Here is a 25,181-nt window from a genome sequence, read left to right on the forward strand (position 1 = left end):
AACGACTTTCCTTAGCTTGAGGCGTACTTGCGTATGAAACGCCTTAACTACATCACTTGAACGAAAATTGTGACAAGATACAACGGAAAATGGAAGAGAATTTGAAATAAATTATATAAAAAATCTATATTGCCCTAATTTTTCAGGAAGTTATCGCTAAAATTTGGCAATTTTAAAGAAGAACCACCGAGCAAGTTCGGTGGTTCAAAAGTATTATAAGTTGCGAAGCGCTTCGATACGTTTAGCAATCGGAGGATGAGACATAAATAGTTCACTAAAAGAACTTCGGCCATTAATTCCAAATGCCGCGATAGAACCTTCTAATTCGCTTTCACTCCCTCGGTCCAATCGTTGCAACGCAGCAATCATTTTTTGACGCCCCACTAACTGAGCGCTTCCCGCATCAGCACGGTATTCTCTTTGTCGCGAGAACCACATAACAACAACCGAGGCAAGCATACCGAAGACCAGTTCAAGTACAAACACAGTCGCCATATACGCCAACCCGCCCATGGCTGGACGTTCGTCATCGCTATTATTACCGACATTGGCAATAATCCCCGCAACAACACGGGCCAAAAAGATAACAAACGTATTCACAACCCCTTGAATCAGCGTCAAAGTAACCATGTCACCATTGGCAATATGGCTAACTTCATGAGCTAACACAGCCTCTGCTTCTTCGCGAGTCATTGAGTTAAGGAGGCCGCTACTTACAGCAACCAACGAATTGTTTTTGCTCGCGCCAGTGGCAAATGCGTTCACCTCAGCAGAATGATAAATAGCCACTTCAGGCATGCCGATTCCAGCCGCTGAAGCCTGAGCCTGAACTGTGCTTAAAAGCCAGTGTTCTTCACTGTTACGAGGCTGAGTGATAACCTGCGCGCCCACTGAACGTTTAGCCATCCATTTAGACATCAGCAGCGAGATAAATGCCCCGCCAAAGCCGAAAACACTCGCCAAAATTAATAAACCGGCATAACTTCTAGAGTGTATTCCTGTCAGTGCAAAAACAATATTTAAAATAATTCCAAGAACCAGTACCACAGCTAAGTTCGTTAGAATAAACAACAACACACGTTTCATTTTGGATGCCTATCGTAAACAATCAGTTAAGACAAAAGTATAGTTTGCTAAGCTAAAAATCGTTTAGCTTTCTCGATGGATATTAGCGGTATTGCACGTAGAGTCAATATTCTATTTATCGGAATATTAATAGGGTTTTCATCGGGATTTGTAGGGGCTTTTATCTTTTGCCTATATCATAACCGACTCTATTATGACGCATCGTAAAAAAGTTTCGGCCCACTATTTTGCTGCTCGATGATTTGCTGATAGAGCTTTTCGGTCTCGGTTTTATTTCCTGCTGTCGTTGCAACAGCTTCTCTTTCAATTCCTAACTTTTTAAGCAACTTCATATCGCTACTTTCTTCAGGGTTTGGCGTCGTTAATAATTTACAACCGTAAAAAATAGAATTGGCGCCAGCCATAAAGCATAGAGCCTGGGTTTGCTCATTCATCGCTTCTCGCCCAGCCGATAGGCGCACATGTGACTTCGGCATCATCACCCGGGCTACCGCAATACAACGGATAAAATCAAATTGATCAATATCTTCAGCATCTTGCAATGGCGTTCCTGCCACTTTCACCAGCATATTAATCGGCACACTTTGAGGATGTTCGGGCAAATTTGCCAACTGACAAAGCAGAGAAATACGATCATCGACAGTTTCCCCTAACCCCATAATGCCGCCAGAGCAGACATTCATCCCGGCTTGGCGCACATATTCAAGGGTTTGCAGCCGCTCATCATAACTACGAGTCGTGATGATCTGCTGATAATATTCCCGAGAGGTGTCCAAGTTGTGATTGTAATAATCAAGCCCTGCGGATGAGAGCTCATCGGCTTGCTCGCGACTGAGCGTTCCAAGGGTCATGCAGGTTTGCATTCCTAATGCCTTCACTCCTTTAATCATCATTAGCAGATAAGGCATGTCGCGCGCTTTTGGATTTTTCCACGCAGCTCCCATACAAAAACGAGTGGACCCATTATCCCGTGCTTTTTTGGCTTCACGAATGACCTGCTCTACTTGCATCAATCGTTCAGCTTTAACCGAAGTGTTGTAGTGTGCACTCTGCGGACAATATTTACAGTCTTCAGGGCACGCACCCGTTTTAATCGATAGTAATGTCGAAATTTGAACTTGATTAGGGTTAAAAAATTGTCGATGAATGGATTGAGCTTTAAAAAGAAGGTCATTAAATGGCAGGTCAAATAATGAAAGAACCTGTTCATATTGCCAGTCGTGACGGATAGCGCAAGACATTGTCTCTCTCTATTTATTAATTTAATCATTTAACTTCAGTCTAATCCCAGCAGATAATCTGTCAACTTATTTTATTTTTAAAGATTACTAATGTATTTATTTTAACCAATTCGTATAAAAAATAATGCAAGAGGCTCAAGCACAGGTTACGTAGACAATCGATATGGATAGATAAGCGAAAAGGACGATAAAAAAACTTGCCAGCGCAGCCATATAAAAGATGCGCTAGCTAAACAGGGGAAAATTATTTACTCGCCAGTGATTACATCCCAGAGACAGGTGAAGACATTGACGCAAGAGAAGGGACAAACATTGACACAATAGAAAACAAGACAGTGACGCAGAGCATTAAAATAATCAGCGATAATACGATGTTCAAAAACCCTTTCATGGCAGAAAAATGCTGGACTCGGCCCACACATTTACTAAAAATAATCAGCGCCCAAATGCCGATAACCAACTGAATCATCTGCAGCACCCATAGCGTTCCCACTAGATTAGGCGTCTGTTTAACGACGATGGCCGCTGGTAAAAAAGCATCATGCCCGAGTAACGCTATCCGAGGGATCCATAACAATAAAGCCCAGATAGTAGGAACATTCGCCCAGCTCACCGCCGCACGCAGATGCTCAGGACTTGCATTTCCTCCTAGCCATTTACCACTCCAGCGTAATAACCCGGCCAGAATATACAACATGACAGCGCCAAGGATAGAGCCAGCGATCAATGAAAAAATGGCAATTTGCGCACCATTATAATGCCCACCAACATTTAACTCACTTAGCTGGTATAAAAATTCAGAAAACCCACTCACTGCAGCCAAAACAATGACCGAGTTTTTTGGATTAGTCTTTACAATCTGCTCAATGGTGTCTCCTGGACGAGTCCAGATCGATGTCCAAGGATTGCGGATTGGTTGATTAGGTTCCATGTGCAACTACATATTTATTTGAATGGGTTGATGGGTCATTATACGGATGTTTATGGGGATCAATCTAGTTTTGACATTTAAAAATACCGTTTGCCTATGACGTGAACAAAGAGCATCGGCCTAAAGTTATCAGTAAAATATTTTAGATAACATGAGTTCAACAACTATAACGGTCGATTAATAACCAATCTAAAAATTCAAGAACACGACATCTAGGTACTGAAAAGCCTGATCCGGCTTCCCAATACCTAGAAATTATTGACCCTTTGGGTTCATTTAAACGAATTCTGAACTTTGTTATGCCCTGTTTGCTTAAAGTCTAAATAGCAACGAAATAGCAAAAATAACCAGCGCAAAAATAATAAAGGATAATAAGATACAGCCGAAAGCTTTCCAGGCTGAAAACCCTGTTACCTCACCAACAGACTTACATAGCAATACTGTGCCCCAGATCCCTATAATAAATTTAATGATATTAAGCAAAGTTAAAAAGCCCATATAGGAACCAAGATGAGAACCATCGCCATTACCAAAATCTACAAATCCTGAAGCGAGGATATAAATTTGGATCAAAAGTAATGGAATAGTCCACAAATTAGGAATAGTGGACCAAGCGATAGCCGCTCGCATCTCTGTTTGCGTTGCTCGACTATCAAACCATGAACAAACGGTTGCCAGTAACCATCCACTAAAATAAAGCCCTAAAATGCCACAAATTGCTCCAACAATAGCCCCCGCTAACAGCACCCCTGTCAGATTAAAGTGGATTTGTGGAAAAAATGCGAAAAATACGGTACTTGAAACCAATATCATAATAATTACTGGAAATATTGCCGCAAGACTAACGATGGTTAAGACCGAGCGTTTAGGATCTGTTGCAACAACTTGTGCAATCGTTGCTCTGGGTTTTGTCCACATTGAGGTCCAAGGATTTAAAACCTGCTGTTCATTTATATCCATATTAATACCATTACTCATTCAAAATTTGCCAACCGACTAATTCATATAAATAGAATCTTATATTTTGTATTATACAAATAAATAGCGATATTTAATTTTTATCTAATAACCGCATCTTATGTATACACGAAAAAGGATAATACATTATAATAATAAATATATCATCAATAAATATATTACTTGATAAGAAATGAAATTATCTGATTGCTGAGGCAAGTTAGGATTAACAAACCAAGAAGATAAAACGCTGAAGATCTCTATATTAATATAAAGAATAGTTATTTATTCAAATTAAGTTATGGTTTCATTCTAAATAAAAAGGTGCTCAAGGCACCTTTCATAAGGATAAGTAAGTATCTACTTCTGGCGATGAACAGCTAATGGCGCACTTGCTTGAGAAACCGGCATCATTTCGATACGGTTGTAGTTCACATGAGCAGGCTGGCTCACTAAGAAGGCAACCGTACTAGCAATATCTTCTGGCATAATATATTTTGTATTTTCATATACTTTAGCAGCTTTACCATCATCGCCTTTAAAGCGTACATTAGAAAATTCAGTTTCACCACACAACCCCGGTTCAATATTCGTCACGCGAACCTGAGTGCCCAATAGATCCGTTCTAAGGTTCAAACTAAACTGTTTCACAAACGCTTTTGTTGCACCATAGATATTGCCACCTGGATATGGATAAGTCCCGGCAATCGAACCCATGTTAATAATTAGGCCGCTATTTTGCGCGATCATCGTTGGCAGTACTTTCTGGGTAAAATAGACAAGACCATTAATATTCGTGTTAATCATCGTAGTCCAATCAGAAACGGCTAAATCTTGCATTCCTTCAAGGCCCAGAGCAAGGCCAGCATTGTTTACCAGAACATCGATACTGCCCTCAGGTAATTCGCTAAATGCTTTATCAACACTTGAAAAATCAGTAACATCACAAGAAATCGGGGTGAATTGTTCCCCAAGCTGTTCTTTTAAAACAGCCAATTTTTCAGCCCGACGGGCAAAGCCAACAACATGATGTCCATCGCTGACTAATCGCTGACAAATGCTCTTACCAAACCCTGATGACGCCCCTGTCACTAAAATATTCATAATTGCCCTCTTCTCTGAAAAGAAATAACACGTTACTGAATCTATTATTCATGCATGTTACTGGGCATCAGATAGGGGTGCAACCGCTTACTGCCAGAGTTTATTAACACTCAGTTGCGAATTAAAGTGGTACTGAACTTGAGCTTGAAAAAGTTCAGCGGTTGATAACGCATCACTTTGGGCATGATGAGCTCGATAGATAGGCAAGCCATATCTCGAACGGCTATTGGCTAGGCGAATCGACAAACGAGGACGTCCGGTTAAGCGCAACCAAAAATCACGCCAGCCCTGGCGACAGATTTTATTCTCAATCGCCATCGTGTCGATCATTGGAAATAACAGCTCTTCGTGAACGCGGCGTTTAATCGCCTGATTTAAAAAATTGCGCTCAATCGCTAAATGGTGAGCAACGACCACTCGGCCAGCCATAAGTTCTAAAAGCATGGGCAATACACTTAAAATATCAGGTTGATTCGCAACCCGAGACTGAGTGATACCATGAACCACAACTGTTTCTTCGGGTAACTTCTGGTGAGGATTCACTAACCAGTGACGAGCCGCAGGCAAAGTAATTCGCGATAATGTAAAAGGTACAACGCCAATACTTAAAATCGAATCTCGCGCCGGATTTAACCCCGTTGTCTCAAAATCGAGCGCAACAAAAGGGACTGACTCAAGCGGCGTATCGGCATTTACAATTCCCTGTTGATAGAAACGTTTAATTGCAGGATGACGGGCGCGCCGCGCTTGTTGGCGATAATAATCAGGCCAATTAACGGGTTCTGGTTCAACACGCATTTGTGATTTAGGAAGATAGAGCATAACGGACCACCGCGTGAAAAAAGAGCATTAACCGTGAACTTTAGTTGTCTGATATCTGAATTTCAGATATTTCTGAGCATTGCTGACAATTTGAAACGCGTCTTTTAAATGACGTTGTTCAAATGCCGATAATGCTTCTGGTTCAATATTATTATCAGGCTCTTGCGCAAATTCGATATCACTCGCTTGATGGCGAATTCGCACCATAGAGATAAACTCCAAGGCATCGCGCAAATCAGAAGCACGACCTTTAGGCAGAATATTGGCCTCATCGATTGCGTTTAATCGGTCAAATGAGTTTTGTTCGGTTATCCCAAGCGACAAAGCATGGACGCGAATCAAGTCCACTAATGGTGCACTTCCCCGACGTTTTAAATTAATCGAGTTATTATGTTGGCCATCTGTTTCCATCACAAAATCTTTGAAAAACCCTAAAGGTGGCGTGCGATTTAAGGCATTGCGAGCCATACAAGCTAAAAAGCTAGGGCTGCGCCGTGCTTGACGCTGAATTTGCAAGCGCAGTTGATCCGCCCACTCGGTTTTTCCCCACACCCCATCTAAGTCAAAAAAGATATTGCTATCAAGCAACGAGCGAGGGGTTGGATGTGCTATCCATTCACTAAAACATTGTTGCCAACGATTCAAACTCATCCGCCATTGAGGATTACTCGCCATAATATTGCCTTTACACAACGGATAGCCGCAACGTGCTAAACCTTGGCAGACAAAATCGGCTAATTTTGCAAAGTAATCGCCATGCACATGCTCATCAAAGCGATTATCCAGCACCAAAGCATTATCCTGATCGGTCACAATTAACTGCTCATCTCGAGCCATTGAGCCAAGTGCTAAAAAGCAATAAGGAATTGGCGGTGGCCCAAGCTCTTTTTCGGCAAGCTCTAGCAACCGCTGCTTAAAACTGCGGCCAATCACGGCCATGGCGCTACCAATCATTCGTGAGTTGGCATCTTCGTTAACCATTCGCACAAAGCAATCTTTTACGTCATCACTTAAAGCGGCGAGTTCATCGATGCTATTTTTCGCAAAAATGCCACTGACAATAAACAAACTACTTTGTGACTCATAGCGAATAATGTCCATCATATCGATGATGCCAAGCGGTTTTCGTTTAGATAATACCGGCAGATGTTGCAAGTTATAACGAAGCATAGTCATCAACGCTTCAAAGACAAACTGTTGGGAATCTATCGTCACAAGCTCTTGGGACATAACCGAGCCAATCGGTGAATCAAGGTCTCTCCCTTGTGCTAGCACGCGCATTCGCAGGTCACTATCAGTGACAATCCCAACGATATTATGCTCAATCTGAGGTTGATAGTCATAAACCTTATCGGCGCCATCAACATGCTCCACTAACATTGAACTACAGACCGCCTCGGTCATTTTCTGCGCAGCTTCGCGAATAGTCGCATGCACGTCAATCGTCACGAGAGGTCGATTGAGCAATACACTCACCCGGGAGCTCATCAAATCATTACCGTTATTCTGATTAGATACGACTTGGCGCAAACGTCGTCGGTCTTCAAGTTCAACAAAATCGGCAAACTGATCGGATTGTTCACATAAATCATAAAAAAGCTGATCGGGAATCAGATACACCAATGTATCTTCAATCGCCCGGGCTGGCAGACGAACCTTTTTATTCATCAACAGGCCCATCTGACCGAACAGTTCGCCCTCGCCTAAGCGATTATAGAGCTCACCATTTCGACGGAAAATCTCAACAGATCCCGAGCGCACCATATACAGATCTGAAATCGGGTCACCATAACGAAAAATATCACTATCGGCTCGGTAATAGCTGATTGAGATTTGTGAAGCAACCTCCTCTAGTTGCTCTTCACTGAGCTTTTCAAATGGCTCAAACTGGCGAATAAATGCTTGAACCTCAAGTTGCTCTATTTCCATCGAACGCTCCAAAGTGCTAAAAGCAAACCGGGGCTTGTAGCCCCGGTCAAAATCGTACGTTATTTCTTAACTTTTTTCGGCCTTGGCTCATCCATTAGCCCTTTAATTAGGGCAACGCACGCAGCCAAAAGGACAATGGTGAATGGAAAACCAGTCGATACGGCCATGGCTTGCAAGGCAACTAATCCGCCACCTAAAACCAGAGAAACCGCAACTAAGCCTTCAAAAGTACACCAAAATACCCGTTGAGGTTTCGGCGCTTCAACTTTACCACCAGCTGAAATAGTATCGATCACCAACGAACCAGAATCTGACGATGTCACAAAGAACACAATCACCAGAATAATCCCAATAAATGAGGTAATTTCTGATAGTGGTAGATGTTTGAGCATCACGAATAATTTCAGAGGCAATTCAGCATTTGCAACGGCTTTATAGCCATCGTTCACATACTGATGAATCGCTGTGTCACCAAACGCTGTCATCCAAACCACACAAGCCAAAGATGGGATCAGTAACACACAGGTAATAAATTCTCGAACTGTACGCCCACGCGAAACGCGCGCGATAAACATTCCCACAAATGGCGACCAGGAAATCCACCATGCCCAGTAGAATGCAGTCCAACCTTGTTCAAAGTTACTGTCTTCTCGACCAAATGGATTGGCTAATGCTGGAAAATGCTGAACATAACCAACAATATTGTCAAAAAATCCAGTTACAATCATCAATGTTGGGCCCACAAAGACCACAAATAATAGTAACAATAATGCCAGAATCATGTTGATCTCAGAGAGCCGACGCACCCCAGCATCTAAGCCAGCTAACACAGAAGTGGTAGCGGCGGCCGTAATCAAAAAGATCAAAATGATCTGCGTGGTATCGCCAAGCGGGATCCCAAACAAAAAGTGTAAACCAGCAGCGGCCTGTGACGAGCCAAGTCCTAAGGAAGTTGCAAGCCCAAACAACGTTGCCACAATCGCCAATATATCCACAATATGGCCTGGCCATCCCCAAACACGCTCACCCAATAATGGATAAAAAATTGAGCGCATTGTCAGCGGTAAGCCTTTATTGAAGGCAAAAATAGCCAATCCCAAAGCTAACACCGCATAAATAGCCCATGGATGTAGCGCCCAGTGGAAGATGGTCGCAGCCATTCCCAACTGCTCAGCTAAGGCCGTATTTCCAGCGGCTCCTCCCAATGGTGCCCAGTCGGTTCGCATCCCGCTAGCATCAAGCTTAATGCCACCAAGCGATGATGAAAAATGGCTCAATGGTTCAGACACACCATAGAACATCAGGCCAATCCCCATCCCGGCGGCAAACAGCATCGAGAACCAACTCAGATAACTAAAATCTGGTTTAGCCTCGGTGCCGCCAATACGAACGCGCCCCAAAGGAGAAACAACAATGACAATACAAACCAGCACGAAAATATTGCCGGACAGCAAAAAGAACCAATCTAAATTTGAAGTTAGCCAGTTACGCAAATCGCTGAACATTGGCGCGACCTGGTTTTGAAATGCCAGAGTTAGCACCACGAACGCAACAATTGCTAATCCAGCAATCATGAAAACGCGGTTATGGATATCAAATCCAAAAGGCCCAATTTGCAGGGCAACGTTATCCTGACCGACTTGATAATCGGTATCGATCGGATTCACCTCACCATCAGGTAAAATGACATCCGTTTCTTCATTTTTCTTTTCGCTCACTCACTTTCTCCTATTCCAATGAAAGTTTTTGTTTCGCTAAAGGCTTATGTTCAATAAACTCAGCAAAAACCTTACAAATGACCTAACTTTTAAGGTTCTAACGCCCTCTAGAAAGAGAGATAATCCATAAAGGCGCCGCATTTTAAGGATTTATATAGATATTTCAACATGAGAAAACACCTCCTTTACTGAATAAATGAAGCTAAGGTGTTATTATATCGCCATATTGCTTACTACAAACCCTAAAACACATAAAGAAGTATAGGCAACCATACATATCTTGCTGATTTTTTAATAAGAGACTCACTGAATATGGATTTTAGAGCTTGGCGTATTTATAGAGGATATACGCGCCGACAATTAGCCCGTTTATGTAAGGTTTCAACTCGATGTATCCGTCAAATTGAAAAAGAACAAAAAGCAAACGATAGCTTAACGAAAAAGCTCTATTCAATTCTATCCATTTCACCCGACAGCCCTTACCCGCCAGAGTTTCGAAATCCCCTACAACGGCAAAACGATGTCATAAAAATCAGCCGAATCAGTCATTGGTTTAAGACAATTGCCTACCTTGTTATCGCAATATTGTTAGCATTTTTATTTAAAAATTGGCTTATTGATTTCGTTCATTTATTTAAATAAAAATCCACTCGCTTCATTTTAAGATTACTGTCATCACTTCTTCATCTCATAAACAGAATGATATCTAACCGCCTTATTATATTGATGGTTGTTATTATTAAAATAATTAATAAATGATTAAACCACGTATTTCAGTTACTCTTATATGCCGTTAGATATAGTCTTTTTTGGGAAAATAAAGTGTCGTTAGTGCAGCCATTTAGAAAAGCACTCTTGCTAAGTATCATCATAGGCCTTCTAGTTGGATGCCAAAACCAACCTTGATATCAAGATATCCATAGCAAGACACTCCCTGAGCAAAAAATACAAGCAATGGCTCAGCGTATAAATCATCTATACCCCAAAGCCAACAACGATGAAAAACAGCAAATATTAAGTGTCGCGGTGCGGGCAATGGATAATATGCTTCGCGTTAAAGGGGGCAGTTTTGAAATGGGCGACTTTGGCATGAAATGTCGGGTAACCGAATAGGTAAATGATTGGTATGCCAAAGATTATTATCAAGTATCGCCGGTAAAAAACCCCACAGGCCCAAGCCATGGCCAATATAAAGTTACTCGTGGTGGCGGAGATATGCCGACCTTTGGGCGGATGCCTGAGAAATTAACACTTTCTTTTTATTCCGAGCTTAATAGTTTTCGCTGCGCTATTGAAACGCCACACCTATGACTTAAAAGATTGCAGCCTATTAAAGCCTATTCAAATAGCCCAACGTAGTAGCTGCCTAATGCGCCAATGATCATCAACATTAAAATAAATAGATTATAAAAATGGTAATCACTTTTACGCCGATTGCGTTTTAATCGTAGTAACACATCAATGAGCGTAACCCCAAAACAGAGCCACAGCGATCGCAAATACCAAGGCAGATAGGTTTTATCCCAATTCTGACGGGTATCAATCCCTTTAAATTCAAGATATCCGTAATTAATTTGCGGACGAGCATAGTGAAAGACAATCAACGCGACGAGAAATAATAACCAGCAAAGAATCGTTAATGCACCTAACCAACGCTGCAAGTGATCAGGCCCTTTACGACGATCAACGAAGGGTTTGTTCATTAGAGCTCCTTTTAAGAAGTTAAAGCATTGAAAACAATTCACCCATCTGTCTTTACTACTTAGTTTAGGTGTTCATTACATATCAGAGCAGCTCAATCGTCTATATAGACCAATTTTTTCTTGAGTCTTATATCCTGACGAGTAACATAGCAGGTTCGAATTATTTGACCATTTTTAACGGAGTATTTTGCTGCTATGACGCACACTTCAGTGGCCGACCTCCTCGCAGGCAAACACCAAACTGGCGAGCAGGTAACTGTCAAAGGCTGGATTCGCACACGGCGCGATTCCAAAGCGGGAATTTCATTTTTAGCTGTTCACGATGGCTCATGCTTTAATCCCATCCAGGCTGTTGTGCCTAATAAGCTTGATAATTACGACAATGAAATACTGCGTTTGACTGCAGGCTGCTCCGTTGCAATCACTGGTAATTTGGTTGAATCACAAGGCCAAGGGCAATCATTTGAAATTCAAGCTGACAACGTTGAAGTCATTGGCTGGGTAGAAAATCCAGATAGTTATCCAATGGCGGCTAAGCGTCATAGCATTGAATATCTGCGTGAATATGCGCATTTGCGCCCTCGCACAAACATCATCGGTGCGATTACACGTGTTCGTAACTGCCTGTCTCAAGCATTGCATCGCTTTTTCCATGAACAAGGTTTTTACTGGATTAGCACGCCTATCATTACAGCAAGCGATTGTGAAGGTGCTGGAGAAATGTTCCGAGTCAGCACTCTGGACTTGGCAAACTTGCCGCGCACTGAAGATGGTGCAGTTGACTTTAGTGAAGATTTCTTTGGAAAAGAAGCATTTCTAACCGTTTCTGGCCAGTTAAACGTTGAAACTTACGCTTGTGCGCTAAGTAAAGTTTATACTTTCGGTCCTACATTTCGTGCAGAAAACTCAAACACCAGCCGCCACTTGGCAGAATTCTGGATGGTAGAGCCTGAAATTGCTTTCGCTGACTTGGACAATGCAGCCGAGCTTGCTGAAAAAATGCTGAAATACGTATTTAAAGCGGTGCTGGATGAACGCCGGGATGATATGGAATTCTTTGCTCAGCGCATCCAAAAAGATGCGATTACTCGCTTAGAAAGCTTTATTAGTCAAGATTTTGCTCAGGTTGACTACACCGATGCTATCGACATCTTGATTAAATCAGGACGCAAATTTGAATACCCTGTTGAATGGGGTATCGATATGTCGTCTGAACATGAGCGGTATCTGGCAGAAGAGCACTTTAAATCGCCTGTTGTTGTGAAAAACTATCCAAAAGATATTAAAGCGTTCTATATGCGGATGAATGAAGACGGCAAAACCGTTGCGGCAATGGATGTTTTAGCCCCTGGTATCGGTGAAATCATTGGTGGTAGTCAGCGTGAAGAGCGCTTAGACGTACTCGATGCTCGTCTTAAAGAGATGAACCTTAATCAGGAAGATTACAGCTGGTACCGCGATTTGCGCCGTTATGGCACAGTGCCTCATTCAGGCTTTGGCTTGGGATTTGACCGTTTAGTCACTTACGTTACTGGTATGCAAAATATTCGTGATGTAATCCCATTCCCTCGTGCACCTCGTTTAGCTGATTACTAATGAAAATTAATTGTTTCGCGGGCTTGCCTGCTAAACAATTGAGCGATAAACGAGCTGCATGACATCAATGGGTGCACCTTTGCTCGAATAGTTATCTTCAATAAACTGCGCCGTTTGTTCCATCGGCGCATTTTTATAACCAAACATCTGTAACTGCTTCACAAACTCACTGATATACCACTGCCCCATAATTTCCCACTGCAGACAATGCACCAATTGATGCAAATGCACCTCCGGGACATTCACATATTGTGGGCGGATAAAATAATGGCGGCCAAACGCCACAGCTCGATGCGATTGCATGTCTTGATAATCTTTCACCGGCAATAATTCATGAGGAAAAGGCAGTTCATCGACGACGAAATAAACACATTTGGCTAAAAAGTCAGTGCTGATATATCCGCCCAGCAACATCTTTAATGTCATACAAGAGTTCGGTTTCACCGGACTTTCGTCAATAGCTGATGTAATCCATGACTGTAATCGCTGCTCAATCTTCAAACTACCCTCCAATCATTCATCCTTTAATTGATTATAATGAGTATTTTGTCATTGTCAGTTGACTTTAAGCTCAATAATGCCGATATAGATGTCCACTCGTTAACTTAACGGATAAAACTGAGTTTGTTACGCTAAGCTTGTGACAAAATCGCTAATTGCATAAGGTTTTTTCTGAATCGGCGACGCAGCTGGGGTACCAAGATATAAAAAGCCAACAATCTGCTCTTTTTCTGCTAAACCCAATTTTTCTTTAACTAATGGGTCATAGCTTAACGCCCCACTTCGCCAAATACCGTTAAAGCCTTGGGCAAGCGCTGCCATTTGCATGGCTTGGACTGCACATCCGGCTGACAATAGCTGTTCAATTTCAGGCACTTTGGGGTGATCGACACAACTTGCAATCGCAGCAATAATCAATGGTGCGCGATAAGCCATCTGCTGGGCTTTAGCAACATTACCGCCCGTTGCTTGAGTCGCTTCAACAAATATTTCGGTAAGTTTATCTAGCCCTTTGCCTTGGATTTCGATAAATCGCCATGGGCGTAAGTCACCATGATCAGGGGTTTTAAGGCCCGCCAGATAGATATTTTCAAGCGCTTTACCAGTCGGTGCAGGTTCTGAGAGTTTCGCACATGAATGCCGATTTAATAACAGCTCTAAACTATCCATTTTCGCTCCTTTAGATATGATTAACCTTTCTATTTTGCTTGACTGTCAGCAGAAAAAAAACCACACTTTTGCTCCGGACTACAAAATAGGCAAGCTGACGCTATGGCTAAATCCAAATCATTGCCTTCATCGAAGCCTGCGCTACCAACCCAAAAATCTATTGTAGAGCTGGTTGAACGTTATCCAGTTCAGACTACTCGAGTCCTTAAAGCTTGGCTAAAGCTAACCAATGATAAACCGCGTCGTTAAGTCCTATCGCCCATTCTGTCACAAGGAGATGGAACATGAAGTTACTCATCGGTTCAGACATTCATGGTGATTATCAGGCAGCCGAACGCTTGATTAACGCCTACCGTCATCATCAATGCGATTATCTTATCTGCTTAGGGGATCTATTAAATCATGGACCTCGCAATGCAATTCCTAAGCATTATGACCCACAAGCTGTCGCCGAATTGCTGAACAATTATCGCTATGAACTGCTGGTCGTACGTGGCAACTGTGACAGCGAAGTTGACCAAATGCTCTGCAAATTTCCGATGCTGAGTGATTACCAACAGCTGCTCACTGACCAGCGGCGAATATTTTTAACCCATGGTCATATTTATCGGCCAGATAACTTGCCACCATTAAAACCGGGGGCGCTATTTGTCAGCGGCCATACTCATCTGCCCGTTGCAAGCTGTGCTGAAGATGGCATTTATCGACTCAACCCCGGTTCAGTTGCGATCCCTCGGGGCGATTGGCCGCCAAGCTATGCGCTTGTTGATGACAGCGGTATGCAGGTGTGTCATCTGGTTGAGCATAGCGTATTAATTGATTGTAAATTCGACAATTAAGCCATACAACATTAAAAAACTGTAAAAGTTCAAGCAGCTAATTGAGCATTATCTTTGTCGTAGGTATGTTAAGCTTATATTTTTATTAACTTATAGCGATCCCTATGAAAATCCTGTTTAGACTCATTGGCAAGCTTTTAAGATATACATGGCGAACGATTAATTTTGTTCGCCAATTTATTGTAAATATTTTTGTTTTCGCTATCGTCATCGCCGTGATTGTGGCCTTAAATCAAGGGCACAAAAAGCCGACACCAGAATTAACTGGCCGTAATGCTCTAACGATTAACTTAGATGGCAAATTAGTTGAGCAACCTCGAGAAGTCAGTGATATCACCCGCTTTGCGCAAAAATATGTCGGTGCGCAGCTTCCCGAAGAAATTGGCATTCATCAGCTGGCCCACACCATTGAACAGGCTAAAAGCGATCCTAATATTAACGGGATTGTTCTGAACTTAAACGATCTCCAACACTCAGGATTCAGTAAACTACAGACTGTTGGTCAAGCTCTGACTGATTTTAAATCATCGGGTAAACCTGTCGTTGCCATCGCTGACAATTACGACCAAGGACAATATTTCTTAGCAAGTTTTGCAACTCAAGTCATCATGAATCCCGCAGGTTCAGTGATGATTAAAGGCTTAAGTGCCAACGAGCTGTTCTACAAAGACGCTCTGGATAAACTTGGCATTCATACACATGTCTTTAGAGTCGGCATCTATAAATCATTTGTCGAGCCATATATTCGTAACAATCTGTCAGAACCGGCTCGAGACGATCTGACCCGTTGGGTTGGCAAAATCTGGCACGATTACACCGTGCAGGTGGCTAAAAATCGTAAGATAACCACGGATGATGTGGCGCCAAGTGGCGCAGAGCTGTTAGAGAAACTTAAAGCAGTCGATGGTAATGCAGCCCAATATGCACTTAAAAATAAATTAGTCGATCATCTGTTAACTCGTGATGAAACGCAGCAATATCTAATTCATCTGTTTGGTGGTGATAATCACGGCGATTATAACTACATCACCTTCAATCGTTATCAAACACTTAAAACACCGCTCTATCACAGTCTGCATACAGCACAGCCACAAATTGCAGTATTAAATGCATCCGGACCGATTGTGAGCGGAAGCGGCGCTGATGGTGTCATTGCCTCTGATGACATGCTTGATGCGCTCGATAAAGTGCAACACGACTCTCATATAAAAGCATTGGTCTTACGAGTTGATAGCCCTGGCGGCAGCGCCTTTGCAGCTGAACTCATCCGCTCAAAATTAGCATCAGTGCAAAAAGCGGGAATCCCCGTTATTGTTTCGATGGGCTCAACCGCTGCATCTGGAGGTTACTGGATCTCCTCAACCAGCGATCATATCTTCGCCCAAAGTTCAACGATAACCGGCTCCATCGGGATCTTTGGGATGTTTGCTACAGCCGAAGATACCTTGGGTAAATTAGGTATTCATACCGATGGCGTTGCAACCACCGATTACGCAACTGTTACGCCTTTAGCACCACTTCCTGACGATGTTAGTAAAATTCTCCAGCTGAACGTGGAAAATGGTTATCATCAGTTTGTGTCATTGGTTGAGAAAGGTCGTCATTTCAAAAGCTTTGATGCCGTTGATAAGATTGCTCAAGGACGAATTTGGACAGGTCGTGAAGCAAAATCAATCGGTCTGGTGGATTCTATTGGCGGGTTAAATAGCGCAATTAAATATGCAGCTAAAAAAGTACACCTTAAAAATTATGCACTGGTTCATATTGATAGCACAGGCCATACTCCAGAACACATCGTGGCACGGATCTTAGACTCACAAGCGGGGCAATGGCTGTCATCAACGCTGCCGTGGTTGCCGTCTTTGGCATCGATAAAAACACAGACCCCATTGGTTCTATTAAAACAAGATCCAAAACATCTGTTTAGTTACTGCAGCATCTGCCGCAAACCGTTATAAAACCACTGAAAGCCCGGCGCAATGCCGGGCTTTGTTGTGACAATCACTTTGCTTGTTTTCCCAGCCTAGATATAATGCCCGCCATCAATACCTGATGAGCATATTTATGGCGAACAAATCAATCTATATTGCCTATACTGGCGGCACAATTGGCATGCAGCGAAGCACTTATGGATATGTGCCTATAGCAGGTTACATGAGTGAGCAGTTAGCTCAGTCTCCAGAGTTCCATCGCCAAGAAATGCCAAGCTTCACGGTACATGAATATTCACCATTAATTGACTCATCTGAAATGACGCCTGAACACTGGCAAGCCATTGCCGATGATATCAAAGCCAATTACGATAAATACGATGGTTTTGTGGTATTACATGGTACAGATACCATGGCTTATACAGCCTCAGCGCTGTCATTTATGCTTGAAGACCTGTCAAAGCCAGTCATTATTACCGGCTCGCAGATTCCTCTGTGTGAACTGCGATCAGATGGTCATACAAATCTGCTCAACGCCTTATATTTAGCAGCTTATTACCCAATTGCTGAAGTGTGCCTGTTTTTTAACAACACGTTATTTCGAGGAAATCGCTCAACCAAAGCTCACGCCGATGGGTTTGACGCATTTAGCTCGCCTAATTTTCCGCCATTACTTAGAGCTGGCATTCAGATTGAGCTCATTAAAGGCCAGATCAATGCGTGTTCTAAAAACACGCTCAGTGTGACACCCATTACGCCGCAACCAGTTGGCGTGGTGACACTCTATCCTGGGATCTCTAATGATGTGCTACAAAATATTCTGCGCCAACCCGTTAAGGCATTGATTATTTTAAGTTATGGGGTTGGCAATGCGCCGCAAAATGAACAGTTTCTAGCCCTATTAAAAGATGCCTGTGAGCGAGGAGTGATTGTCATCAATCTCACTCAATGTCTAAGTGGAACGGTGAATATGGGCGGCTATGCAACAGGAAATGCACTTGCCCGAGTAGGTGTCATTAGTGGTGGTGATATGACAACGGAAGCTTGTCTAACCAAGTTACATTATCTGCTAAGCCAATCACTGAGCGTTGAAAAAATTCGCCAGCTCATGCAGCAAGATATCCGCGGCGAACGCACTTCTCATTAAGTTTATAAAGAGCGGGAATCATCTCCCGCTCACTTAAAGACAAACTTACGCGGACTGCGCTTTGCGACGCTGTTCGTAATTGTCAGCAAACGCTTCAATGGCAGTTTTTTCATAAGGACGAAGTCCCCCTAAAATTGCCTTTTTAATCCCTTTACCAATCACTTTGTCAGCATCAGTAAAGTCAAAATGTAGATGTTCATCGGCTCGTTTGCCCTGCACATCAAGCGTTGTTTCGCGTAGGTTGATTCCCAGATTATCGGCATCAAGTGTTTGTAACTCAAAGCTCATACTGTCGTACATAACCAATGGACGCGCAGGATTAAACATCACCTGATGTTCAAGCATCAAAGGCATTAGCAATGTTGGGAAGTTCTGCCCAGAAAATGCACCGTAATGTCGGATCAACGCTTCGATCATGGTTTCGTTATACGTTTTTTCACCAGCAAAAGATACTTCCAACAGGCTTTTACCCTGTTGGTCGGTGATGATTAATTGCTCTGCAGTGGCTTTAGGAAGCTGCAAACGCGTTTGTTCATTGACCATTCCGGTAAAACGAAATTGCATTTTCTGGCTAAGACCATAATGCTGCAACACCATTGAAAAGAGCAGATCACCAGGGACGCAAAAACGTTTCGCATCCGGATCATGGATGGGGTTAAAATCTTGACAAATCCCTTTGGCAAACTGACTGGCCTGATCCGGACTAATAACAACGCCATCCGGATGATGTTGGTAATATCGATCTAAAAACATGGGTATTCACAATTAAAATTTGCACACAAACCGATCAGAATCAGCAACTAGTTATGATTCTGGTTTTAACCGAGCAATGGTGAATGAGTCGTCGCGATATTGCGCTTTGAGCTCGGCTTTAGACTTTTGTTCTATTTCGCCAGATGTGTTAACAGTCATATGTTGCGCCTCAATATTATGGCTAGACTGATACAATAAAGTGGCTTGCAGTGCGTATTCACGCTGCTTGTCTAAGACTTTTCGGCCATCGGGCCAACGCCCTGTCTCAACAGCACAACACAACTGCTGATAAAGCTCAGGAGTCATCATTGCCAATAGTTGATCAATGCTATCAATATGAGATTTCATTATCACCTACCAATGCTCACAAGGGAGCTACTATACCTGATTTGAGTAGAAATTACGCCCAAAATAAGTTAGCCCCAATAATTCATCCATGAAAGGTAATTAACTTATTCTGTTACAAGCAATTTTTAGCTGGTAAAGAATCTTTGTATTTAATAAATTAGCCATCTATGATTTATGACGTACTGTATGTGAGCAATCACAAGGATCTTTTGTGGCTAAATATTATCGCTGTTTCTTTTATTTTATTTTTATTCTGGTACTTAGCAGCTGTAAGACCGAACTAACAGCGGATACCCCTGCATCAACCTACTGTAGCCGAGACGAGCAGATTTGTCAGGATGTTCCCGATGAAGGTTGGTGCACGCTCAAACGCGATGACTTAATTCGCTCGCGCTGGTATGCCAAACATGAACCTTCTGATAAATATAACTATTTGCTGCTGAACTCCATGCAAAATTATCAGCAATGCATGACCATTGCCGCACAGATTCAACCGAAAAAGAATAAAGCGCGAAAAACTATCCGCACAGAAGCTTTACTTAACATTACTAACGAAATTCATGAGCGTCAGCAGGATATTCTAAAAAAACGTGATCTGTTCTCTTTGTATTATCGCTGGAGTCAGCTCGGTGATAACGACGCTAAAGAAATGTTTTTAAGCCGCGAAACGCAACCACAAATGAACGACCCAATTTTAAAATATGCGTTGGCTTCGCTGTATAATCAGTCAAACCCGAAAAAAAGCCTGCATTTATTGCAACAGTCACTCGCCAGCTATACCAAACAGTGGCCCATTCCAAATTATCTGCTCGAAGCGATAACCACTGAGTACATGCGTCTAAATCAGTATGAACAGGCTTATATCTGGTCATTAGTGCTCGAAAGCGTCGGAGATGTAAACACCAATGTTGAACAGCTCAAACGCTATCGACATTTTAGTGAAGATCAGATTGATGATTTTAAAGACCAAGCGAAAAAATTAGCCAAAGAAATTAAAAACCGCCAGTATCAAGCACCAACTAGCGGCGAATAACTTTATTTCTCGGTTTTATCTGATTCAAACGACATTGATACCGAATTAATGCAATAGCGCTGACCAGTATCCGTTGGCCCATCGTCAAACACATGACCTAGATGAGCGCCACAATGGCTGCAGCGCACCTCGATTCGATGCATGCCATGGCTGAAATCCTCGATGTATTGAACACTGTCTTGGCTAATCGGTTTATCAAAACTTGGCCAACCACAGCCAGAGTCAAATTTCGCATCGGAATAAAAAAGAGGTTCGTGGCAACACGCACAGTGATAATGGCCATTTTCACGGTTATGCAATAAAGAGCCGCTAAATGGCGCTTCCGTTCCACCTTGGCGACAAACCCGGAAGGTTTCAGGGTCAAGTTCAGCTTGCCACTGTTGCTCTGTTTTCTCATCACTCATAACACTGCCCCTTATTAATAACATCTTTTATTCTGATATCTGCATAACCCAACTATTGTGCCGATTCATACCAAAGGATGCAATTAACGAGGGCGGATATATCCAAGTGATTGATTTTCAAATAGCTGCAATGAATGTTCAATGAGGATGGTGTTTTTACCCGTAAGCATTTTTTCGCTATCACTAACCTGCTCATACTGCGTATCTACCCATCTATACCAACCTCTTTGGCCGCCTGGATCGGGCAGATAAAAACGTAAGGGTTTGTTACTTGCGTTAAACAAAACTAATAGATGTTCATCGCAGCCACAACAACAGTAATATTCCACCATAATGGCTTTGGCTAAACCGTTGTTCCAATCTCTGGGAGTCATGAGCTGACCATCAGGGCGATACCAACGTACCCCATGATCGCCCATTCCCGTTTTATCGCCAGGGAAACTATCATCGCCCAAACGTAAATGACTAAACAGCTCAAAACGCTGACGAAAGTGAATCATAGTCTGAGTAAAGCGCACTTGTTCACGGTTGCGTTCGCAATAGTTCCAATCAACCCAACTGATATCATTATCCTGACAATAGGCGTTATTATTGCCTTTTTGGGTGCGCCCAAATTCATCCCCCGCTAAGAAATGGGGAATTCCCTGAGAAAGGAAGAGTGTTGCAATAAAATTACGTTTTTGCCGATTTCTCAGCGCATTAATCTCGTGGTTTTGCGTCAACCCTTCAAAACCATAATTAGCAGATAAATTATGCCCATGACCATCGCGATTATGCTCTTTATTCGCCTCATTATGGCGCTGGTCAAAGCTCACCAAATCTTGCAGCGTAAAGCCATCGTGATAACAGATAAAATTGACGCTTGAGTGAATACTGCGAAACGCTGCAATAAAAAGATCTCTTGAGCCCATGAGTCGGGTAGCGAACTCCCCAAGCTGGCCTTCATCGCCACGCCAATACGCTCGAATGTTATCCCGATAATGGTCATTACACTCATGCCAATCATAGGGAAAACCGCCAACCTGATAGCCATTGGGGCCAATATCCCAAGGTTCAGCAATCAATTTAACTCGGCTCAAAATAGGATCTTGTTCAAGTGCCTTAAAAAACGCATTCAACGGACTAAAATGAGCCCGTTCTCGCCCGACACTGACGGCTAAATCAAACCGAAAGCCATCAACCTGCATCACCTCAGCCCAATAACGCAAACAATCGGTCACTAAGTGTAAAACGATCGGTTGGCTGACATCTACGCTATTCCCACAGCCACTGTAGTTGGCATAAAGCTCGTAATCTGGCTGCAAGCCATTGTGCTCAAACAGGTAATAGCAATAATTACCTAACCCGCGAAAACTAATAATTGGGCCGCCTTTGCCCCCTTCCGCCGTATGGTTAAAAACCACATCGAGAATGACTTCCAAACCATTGCGATGCATCTCTCTAACCATCGTTTTAAACTCTTCAACCGCATTATCAACGCTGTAACGAGGCTCTGGTGCAAAAAAGGCGATTGGATTATATCCCCAATAGTTAGTTAACCCTTTATTACGCAGATGTGATTCGTTCATAAATGCAGCAATTGGCATAATTTGGATTGTTGTCACACCGAGCGATTTTAAATAGCTAATGACACTGGGATCACATAACCCTAAATAGGTACCTTGCAGCGCTTCAGGGACTGACGGGTGGCGCTTCGTAAAACCTTTAAGATGCAACTCGTAAAGAATCGTCTGCCGCGCTGGAATATCAGGTTTGCTCACCCCTTGCCAGTCAAATTTTTCATCAACAACCATTGATTTGGCAACCATCGAGCCATCTTCTAGCTCATACAACTGAGGATTCCACACCTGTGGACGATTCAGCGCTTTGGTATAAGGGTCTATTAGCAATTTTTTCGGTAAAACAACCTGTCCAAATTCGGGGTGAAAGTCACCATACACGCGATAACCATACAGCTGTCCGGCTTTTATTCCACGAATATAACCGTAATGAAAAGCCCCATATTGGCTTGGCAGAACAAATCGAGCCAATTCGTGTTCTTGTTCATCGAATAAACACAATTCAACATTTTTAGCCGATCCGGCAAAAATCGCAAAGTTACATCCTTGTCCATCCAATGTTGCACCTAATGGGAAACGGCTCCCATAAAAAAGTGCCAAAGAACCTATCTGATGAATAGGCTCTTGATTAAACATTGGCTGCGACAATTGATTCATGAGATTAAGCCTCAACCGGTTTTAGATAGAGGCAAGCCAACGGCGGTAGCTGCAATGAGATTGAATGTTCCCGCCCCTGCCATGGCTCATCTTGCGATTCGATGCGCAATTGGGATAAAAATCCGCTTCCCCAATATTGTTTATCATCGGTGTTTAAAATCACCTGATAAACCCCAGCATGCGGCACACCTAGTCGATAAGTTTGATATGAGTTGGGGGTAAAATTACAAACACACAGCACGATATTGGAGCCATCTAAACTCAGGCGTTCGAAAGCGATAATGCTGCGCTCCCAGTCGCCATAATCAATCCAGCGAAATCCTTGATGCTCATAATCCCCCTCATAGAGCGCCGATTGCTCTTGATATAGATGATTCAAAGTCTGGGTGAGCTGATATTGTCCATGGTGACGATCGTACTGCAAAACATCCCATTCAACACTGCCATCGTGGTTCCATTCACTGACTTGAGCAATTTCATTGCCCATAAAATTAAGTTTTTTGCCCGGATGAGCATACATAAACGCACTATAAGCGCGAAGATTCGCCGCCTGTTGCCATTCATCGCCAGGCATTTTACCAAGCAACGCCCCTTTGCCATGCACCACTTCATCATGAGATAAAGGTAAAACGAAGTTCTCGTCATAGTTGTACACCATGGCGAACGTTATCTCGTTGTGGTGATATTTGCGAAACAATGGATCTTGAGACATGTACTCCAAGGAATCATGCATCCAGCCCATGTTCCATTTAAAGCCAAATCCAAGCCCGCCGAGATAAGTTGGCCGCGATACACCGGCAAATGCCGTCGATTCTTCAGCGACGGTAATGGCTTTGGGAAATTCACGATACACTTCTTCGTTGAGCCATTTAAGCAAACTAATGGCTTCATAATTTTCATTGCCGCCATTAATATTTGGGATCCACTCCCCTTCTTCACGCGAATAATCCCAATACAGCATTGAGGCAACCGCATCCACGCGGATCCCATCAATATGGTAATAATCAAACCAGATTAAAGCGCTGGAGATTAAAAACCGCCGCACTGTATCTCGACCAAAATCGTAGATATAACTGTTCCAGTCTTTATGCCAACCTCGGCGCGGATCTTCATATTCATATAAAGGCGTTCCATCAAAGCGCGCTAAACCATGCGAATCAGCCGGAAAATGGGCAATCACCCAATCGATGATGACGGCTATCCCTGCTTTATGCGCACAATCGATAAAATATTTAAAATCATCTGGCGTGCCATAACGGCTAGTGGGTGCAAATAACCCCACCGGTTGATAGCCCCATGAACCATCGAATGGATATTCAGAAATCGGCATCAATTCAATATGGGTGTATCCCATTTTTTTCACATAGCTAATGAGCTCATCAGCCAACTCGCGATAGCTCAACGAAGCCCAACCAAAGCTATTGTGTTTACGCTTCCATGAACCGATGTGAACTTCATAAATACTCATTGGCTGATGAGGTGGGTCAACCTCGCGCTGTTGCCAATCTTGGTCGTGCCATTGATAAAGGCTATGATCCCAAACCACTGAGGCAAACGAAGGATATTGTTCGGCATAAAACCCAACAGGATCTGCTTTATGCGCCAATTGCGCGCCAAAGCGATCTTTAAGCTCATATTTGTAACGGGTACCTGCGCCAAGATCTGGCACGAACAACACCCAGTGACCATCCAAGCAGCGCTCCATGGGATGACGCCGCCCATCCCAAAAGTTAAAATCCCCCACGACACTAACGCTTGAAGCATTCGGTGCATAAACAATAAAGCGCACCCCATTGATTGTTTGCCCCGCCAAAGAAAAGCCCATTAGTTGAGCTCCAAGCACCTGATACCAGCTTTTTGGCGATTGATCTAAAAGCTCAAGTCCCTGATAGACACTTTGTTTAAATGCATATGGGTCAATACCTTGCCAGTTATCTTTGGCATACTCGACCTTAAGCTGATAACCATCGGCAAAATCCTGAGCCGATGGCAACTCAAATAGACCTCGATAATCAATACATTGCATCGGCAGGCTGGTTTGACCATCGAGGCTTAACACGCAAACCGATAACGCATGAGGATACCAAGCACGAATCACTACGCCTTGGTTTGTTTCGATATATCCCAATTCAGAAAAAGGATGATCAACTCGAACAGCTTCGAGTTGGGCAACCAGTGGATGAGTTTGTAAAGTTGCAATTGTTTTTGTCACGTTTAACTATCCCTGAATGAAACATTCAAGCCATGCTTGAA

23 protein-coding genes are annotated in these 25,181 nt (G+C 42.9%); 7 read left to right on the forward strand and 16 right to left on the reverse strand.

The features are described from left to right. Positions 1-213 precede the first annotated feature (213 nt). From htpX to ABTQ23_RS02765, 8 genes are all read right to left on the reverse strand, one after another. Positions 214-1,086, reverse strand: coding sequence for a protease HtpX (gene htpX, locus ABTQ23_RS02730; protein WP_408614105.1), 873 nt, complete (start codon positions 1,084-1,086; stop codon positions 214-216). 191 nt (positions 1,087-1,277) lie between these two features. Then, positions 1,278-2,327, reverse strand: coding sequence for a biotin synthase BioB (gene bioB, locus ABTQ23_RS02735; RefSeq protein ID WP_408614106.1), 1,050 nt, complete (start codon positions 2,325-2,327; stop codon positions 1,278-1,280). A gap of 262 nt (positions 2,328-2,589) precedes the next feature. Next, positions 2,590-3,258 (reverse strand): Yip1 family protein, encoded by a 669-nt coding sequence (locus ABTQ23_RS02740; RefSeq protein ID WP_408614107.1) that lies wholly within the window; start codon positions 3,256-3,258, stop codon positions 2,590-2,592. 312 nt (positions 3,259-3,570) lie between these two features. After that, positions 3,571-4,218, reverse strand: coding sequence for a YIP1 family protein (locus tag ABTQ23_RS02745; RefSeq protein ID WP_408614108.1), 648 nt, complete (start codon positions 4,216-4,218; stop codon positions 3,571-3,573). A gap of 357 nt (positions 4,219-4,575) precedes the next feature. Next, positions 4,576-5,319, reverse strand: coding sequence for an SDR family NAD(P)-dependent oxidoreductase (locus ABTQ23_RS02750; protein WP_408614109.1), 744 nt, complete (start codon positions 5,317-5,319; stop codon positions 4,576-4,578). Positions 5,320-5,406: 87 nt separating this feature from the next. Next, positions 5,407-6,141 carry a 3'-5' exonuclease gene (locus ABTQ23_RS02755; protein ID WP_408614110.1) on the reverse strand — a complete coding sequence of 245 codons (735 nt, stop codon included), beginning with the start codon at positions 6,139-6,141 and terminating at the stop codon, positions 5,407-5,409. Positions 6,142-6,168: 27 nt separating this feature from the next. Beyond that, complete coding sequence (locus ABTQ23_RS02760) at positions 6,169-8,070, reverse strand: DUF294 nucleotidyltransferase-like domain-containing protein (protein ID WP_408614111.1); 1,902 nt, start codon at positions 8,068-8,070, stop codon at positions 6,169-6,171. Between the two features lie 59 nt (positions 8,071-8,129). Then, positions 8,130-9,788: a BCCT family transporter gene (locus ABTQ23_RS02765; RefSeq protein WP_408614112.1), complete on the reverse strand. Its 1,659-nt coding sequence runs from the start codon at positions 9,786-9,788 to the stop codon at positions 8,130-8,132. A gap of 954 nt (positions 9,789-10,742) precedes the next feature. Here ABTQ23_RS02765 and ABTQ23_RS02770 point away from each other — a divergent pair. Then, on the forward strand, positions 10,743-10,901 hold the full coding sequence (locus ABTQ23_RS02770) for a hypothetical protein (protein WP_408614113.1): 159 nt from the start codon (positions 10,743-10,745) through the stop codon (positions 10,899-10,901). 224 nt (positions 10,902-11,125) lie between these two features. Here the strand turns inward: ABTQ23_RS02770 and ABTQ23_RS02775 are convergent, their stop codons facing one another. Beyond that, positions 11,126-11,491, reverse strand: a complete 366-nt coding sequence (locus tag ABTQ23_RS02775; RefSeq protein WP_408614114.1) for a hypothetical protein — start codon at positions 11,489-11,491, stop codon at positions 11,126-11,128. A gap of 195 nt (positions 11,492-11,686) precedes the next feature. Here ABTQ23_RS02775 and asnS point away from each other — a divergent pair, with 195 nt between their 5' ends. Then, entirely contained in the window at positions 11,687-13,087 is a 1,401-nt protein-coding gene (gene asnS / locus ABTQ23_RS02780; RefSeq protein ID WP_408614115.1) for an asparagine--tRNA ligase, read from the forward strand. Between the two features lie 30 nt (positions 13,088-13,117). Here asnS and ABTQ23_RS02785 read toward each other — a convergent pair whose 3' ends face one another. Together ABTQ23_RS02785 and ABTQ23_RS02790 are read right to left on the reverse strand one after the other, a co-directional pair. Continuing rightward, positions 13,118-13,588: a hypothetical protein gene (locus tag ABTQ23_RS02785; protein WP_408614116.1), complete on the reverse strand. Its 471-nt coding sequence runs from the start codon at positions 13,586-13,588 to the stop codon at positions 13,118-13,120. A gap of 126 nt (positions 13,589-13,714) precedes the next feature. Further along, positions 13,715-14,257 carry an NAD(P)H nitroreductase gene (locus ABTQ23_RS02790; RefSeq protein WP_408614117.1) on the reverse strand — a complete coding sequence of 181 codons (543 nt, stop codon included), beginning with the start codon at positions 14,255-14,257 and terminating at the stop codon, positions 13,715-13,717. Positions 14,258-14,359: 102 nt separating this feature from the next. Here ABTQ23_RS02790 and ABTQ23_RS02795 point away from each other — a divergent pair, with 102 nt between their 5' ends. The 4 genes from ABTQ23_RS02795 (at position 14,360) to ansA (ending at position 18,174) form a co-directional block, all read left to right on the forward strand. Next, complete coding sequence (locus ABTQ23_RS02795; RefSeq protein WP_408614118.1) at positions 14,360-14,506, forward strand: hypothetical protein; 147 nt, start codon at positions 14,360-14,362, stop codon at positions 14,504-14,506. Positions 14,507-14,541: 35 nt separating this feature from the next. Further along, positions 14,542-15,096 carry a phosphodiesterase gene (gene yfcE / locus ABTQ23_RS02800; protein ID WP_408614119.1) on the forward strand — a complete coding sequence of 185 codons (555 nt, stop codon included), beginning with the start codon at positions 14,542-14,544 and terminating at the stop codon, positions 15,094-15,096. Between the two features lie 104 nt (positions 15,097-15,200). After that, entirely contained in the window at positions 15,201-17,054 is a 1,854-nt protein-coding gene (gene sppA / locus ABTQ23_RS02805) for a signal peptide peptidase SppA (protein WP_408614120.1), read from the forward strand. Between the two features lie 106 nt (positions 17,055-17,160). After that, positions 17,161-18,174, forward strand: a complete 1,014-nt coding sequence (gene ansA / locus ABTQ23_RS02810; protein ID WP_408614121.1) for an asparaginase — start codon at positions 17,161-17,163, stop codon at positions 18,172-18,174. A gap of 45 nt (positions 18,175-18,219) precedes the next feature. Here the strand turns inward: ansA and ABTQ23_RS02815 are convergent, their stop codons facing one another. Together ABTQ23_RS02815 and ABTQ23_RS02820 are read right to left on the reverse strand one after the other, a co-directional pair. Then, complete coding sequence (locus ABTQ23_RS02815; RefSeq protein WP_408614122.1) at positions 18,220-18,927, reverse strand: DUF3581 family protein; 708 nt, start codon at positions 18,925-18,927, stop codon at positions 18,220-18,222. 51 nt (positions 18,928-18,978) lie between these two features. After that, a complete protein-coding gene (locus ABTQ23_RS02820) occupies positions 18,979-19,275 on the reverse strand; it encodes a YeaC family protein (protein WP_408614123.1) in 297 nt (98 codons plus the stop codon). A gap of 211 nt (positions 19,276-19,486) precedes the next feature. Here ABTQ23_RS02820 and ABTQ23_RS02825 point away from each other — a divergent pair, with 211 nt between their 5' ends. Further along, positions 19,487-20,308, forward strand: coding sequence for a DUF2989 domain-containing protein (locus ABTQ23_RS02825; RefSeq protein WP_408614124.1), 822 nt, complete (start codon positions 19,487-19,489; stop codon positions 20,306-20,308). 2 nt (positions 20,309-20,310) lie between these two features. Here ABTQ23_RS02825 and msrB read toward each other — a convergent pair whose 3' ends face one another. From msrB to glgB, 3 genes are all read right to left on the reverse strand, one after another. After that, complete coding sequence (gene msrB, locus ABTQ23_RS02830) at positions 20,311-20,712, reverse strand: peptide-methionine (R)-S-oxide reductase MsrB (RefSeq protein WP_408614125.1); 402 nt, start codon at positions 20,710-20,712, stop codon at positions 20,311-20,313. An 83-nt stretch (positions 20,713-20,795) separates the two neighbouring features. Beyond that, on the reverse strand, positions 20,796-22,928 hold the full coding sequence (glgX, locus tag ABTQ23_RS02835; protein WP_408614126.1) for a glycogen debranching protein GlgX: 2,133 nt from the start codon (positions 22,926-22,928) through the stop codon (positions 20,796-20,798). A gap of 4 nt (positions 22,929-22,932) precedes the next feature. Next, complete coding sequence (gene glgB, locus ABTQ23_RS02840) at positions 22,933-25,140, reverse strand: 1,4-alpha-glucan branching protein GlgB (protein ID WP_408614127.1); 2,208 nt, start codon at positions 25,138-25,140, stop codon at positions 22,933-22,935. Between the last annotated feature and the right edge of the window lie 41 nt (positions 25,141-25,181).

The organism is Celerinatantimonas sediminis (genome assembly GCF_046054195.1).
Taxonomy (GTDB): Bacteria; Pseudomonadota; Gammaproteobacteria; order Enterobacterales; family Celerinatantimonadaceae; genus Celerinatantimonas.

Bases quoted from the DNA above. Each gene is read 5' to 3' on its own strand.
- ABTQ23_RS02820 (WP_408614123.1), bottom strand. From the start codon at position 19,275: ATGAAATCTCATATTGATAGCATTGATCAACTATTGGCAATGATGACT.
- ABTQ23_RS02760 (WP_408614111.1), bottom strand. From the start codon at position 8,070: ATGGAAATAGAGCAACTTGAGGTTCAAGCATTTATTCGCCAGTTTGAG.
- sppA (WP_408614120.1), top strand. From the start codon at position 15,201: ATGAAAATCCTGTTTAGACTCATTGGCAAGCTTTTAAGATATACATGG.
- ABTQ23_RS02750 (WP_408614109.1), bottom strand. From the start codon at position 5,319: ATGAATATTTTAGTGACAGGGGCGTCATCAGGGTTTGGTAAGAGCATT.
- ABTQ23_RS02770 (WP_408614113.1), top strand. From the start codon at position 10,743: ATGGCTCAGCGTATAAATCATCTATACCCCAAAGCCAACAACGATGAA.
- htpX (WP_408614105.1), bottom strand. From the start codon at position 1,086: ATGAAACGTGTGTTGTTGTTTATTCTAACGAACTTAGCTGTGGTACTG.
- yfcE (WP_408614119.1), top strand. From the start codon at position 14,542: ATGAAGTTACTCATCGGTTCAGACATTCATGGTGATTATCAGGCAGCC.
- asnS (WP_408614115.1), top strand. From the start codon at position 11,687: ATGACGCACACTTCAGTGGCCGACCTCCTCGCAGGCAAACACCAAACT.
- ABTQ23_RS02790 (WP_408614117.1), bottom strand. From the start codon at position 14,257: ATGGATAGTTTAGAGCTGTTATTAAATCGGCATTCATGTGCGAAACTC.
- ABTQ23_RS02745 (WP_408614108.1), bottom strand. From the start codon at position 4,218: ATGGATATAAATGAACAGCAGGTTTTAAATCCTTGGACCTCAATGTGG.
- ABTQ23_RS02795 (WP_408614118.1), top strand. From the start codon at position 14,360: ATGGCTAAATCCAAATCATTGCCTTCATCGAAGCCTGCGCTACCAACC.
- bioB (WP_408614106.1), bottom strand. From the start codon at position 2,327: ATGTCTTGCGCTATCCGTCACGACTGGCAATATGAACAGGTTCTTTCA.
- ansA (WP_408614121.1), top strand. From the start codon at position 17,161: ATGGCGAACAAATCAATCTATATTGCCTATACTGGCGGCACAATTGGC.
- msrB (WP_408614125.1), bottom strand. From the start codon at position 20,712: ATGAGTGATGAGAAAACAGAGCAACAGTGGCAAGCTGAACTTGACCCT.
- ABTQ23_RS02740 (WP_408614107.1), bottom strand. From the start codon at position 3,258: ATGGAACCTAATCAACCAATCCGCAATCCTTGGACATCGATCTGGACT.
- glgX (WP_408614126.1), bottom strand. From the start codon at position 22,928: ATGAATCAATTGTCGCAGCCAATGTTTAATCAAGAGCCTATTCATCAG.
- ABTQ23_RS02755 (WP_408614110.1), bottom strand. From the start codon at position 6,141: ATGCTCTATCTTCCTAAATCACAAATGCGTGTTGAACCAGAACCCGTT.
- ABTQ23_RS02775 (WP_408614114.1), bottom strand. From the start codon at position 11,491: ATGAACAAACCCTTCGTTGATCGTCGTAAAGGGCCTGATCACTTGCAG.
- ABTQ23_RS02815 (WP_408614122.1), bottom strand. From the start codon at position 18,927: ATGTTTTTAGATCGATATTACCAACATCATCCGGATGGCGTTGTTATT.